Source organism: Enterobacter sp. SECR19-1250 (genome assembly GCF_013391025.1).
In the GTDB taxonomy this organism is placed as follows: Bacteria; Pseudomonadota; Gammaproteobacteria; order Enterobacterales; family Enterobacteriaceae; genus Enterobacter; species Enterobacter cloacae.
In genome coordinates this window covers 1-1,413 of sequence record NZ_JACASJ010000253.1, presented here as the reverse complement: position 1 = coordinate 1,413, position 1,413 = coordinate 1, and the positions used below count along the sequence as shown (strand labels likewise).

Below are 1,413 nucleotides of genomic sequence, written 5' to 3'. Positions count from 1 at the left end.
ACAACCCGCTACGGGGGAGACTTACCCGAAATCTGATTTATTCAACAAAGCCGGTAAACTCATCAATCAGAATGGGATGTATTCATAAGCGGTCTCATCCTCATTACTTCTGGCAAGATATCGGGCTTTATTGCGAGCCTGATCGATTGATAGTGTTGGTAATTCGCCAAGATAATCATAACGAACGTTACCTTTGAAAATATAACTGGCAAAGAAACGAATCTTTTCATTCCGGTTAATCATTGCTTTTAATTCAGGATACTCACTGTCTGTCACTTCCCTACAGATACCATAGAAATTGCATTTAGCCTGCGTCATGATAAGACCATAAAGCGTAAATGGTGGACGAATAGTTTCACAGCCTGTAATAGCGCCAGGAAAAAAGTGAGTCTCATTTAATTCGCAGAATTCAGTCATGGGGTTCCCCTTCTGTTAATTTATTCAGAATAATAAGTTTAAAGATAAGTTAGTTAACTACATTCAGATAATGCTTTAAGAAAAATTCAAATCAACACTGATAAACTCCCGCTTAATATGGTAGTAACACTTATCCATACCAGTAAGAGGACGCTTTTTGTAATGCCCTTTACTTTCTACCCGAAGAAGTTTTCGGCATGCCAGCTCCTTAGCGACTTCTCGAGCGCTTAATGAATGTTTCTGGCACCACTCTTCAAATACAGGTGCGAAGATTAAAAAATCCTCATTAGTATGGTGGATATACCCCCAGTGGTTTCCGGGTTTACGGCTCTCACGATCTTTCAGGCCGATGAAATGTGCCCCTTCCCTTTTTACAAGATCACGCTGAATATCAATCAATGCTTGCTGGACCGGGTTATATTGCACAGAGGTATCACTCAGCCAACGAACAACTATTTCCCAGACGGCGGTCGCAATTCGTTCCGGAGAGTAAGGCAAGATACCCAGTTCCTGCGCCAGCAGACCTACAGCCATTACGAAAGAAAAGCGTCGAAGCGCACGGAGTTGAACATCCGTCAGGAGATACCCTTCATCAATCAGCTCAGCCAGAAGCAGGCCTTCACATTCTGATACCTTAGCTTTAACGGATTCATGTAACCATTGATAACTCACGGGAAGCCCCTCTTCATCAGTCTGAGAAAGCAGACTACGGAGAAAAGCGGGTCCAGCCGTCCCACAGAAGTGCTCAAGTCCCGACTTAAGTTTGTCAGCATGCTGACGAATAATTTCCGGCCCCTCTCCAGGGGCTCCGGCATCTTTCGGGAAAATCTGGAGATTGATAACCCGATGCTCATGACCGCCCTGCAGGTTTTGTTTTTTTTCTCGCAGCTTATGGGAAAATGATATCTCGCCGGAAGACACAAAGAACGAGTTCCACCTTAACGGGACTTTGTTGAATAAATCGAACTTTTGCTGAGTTGAAGGATCAGATCACGC

2 protein-coding genes are annotated in these 1,413 nt (G+C 43.9%); both read right to left on the bottom strand.

Annotated elements, in window-relative coordinates:
* Nucleotides 1-66: 66 nt before the first annotated feature.
* On the bottom strand, nt 67-417 hold the full coding sequence (locus tag HX884_RS26390; RefSeq protein WP_032673100.1) for a hypothetical protein: 351 nt from the start codon (nt 415-417) through the stop codon (nt 67-69).
* A gap of 75 nt (nt 418-492) precedes the next feature.
* A complete protein-coding gene (locus tag HX884_RS26385) occupies nt 493-1,338 on the bottom strand; it encodes a hypothetical protein (protein WP_178329030.1) in 846 nt (281 codons plus the stop codon).
* Between the last annotated feature and the right edge of the window lie 75 nt (nt 1,339-1,413).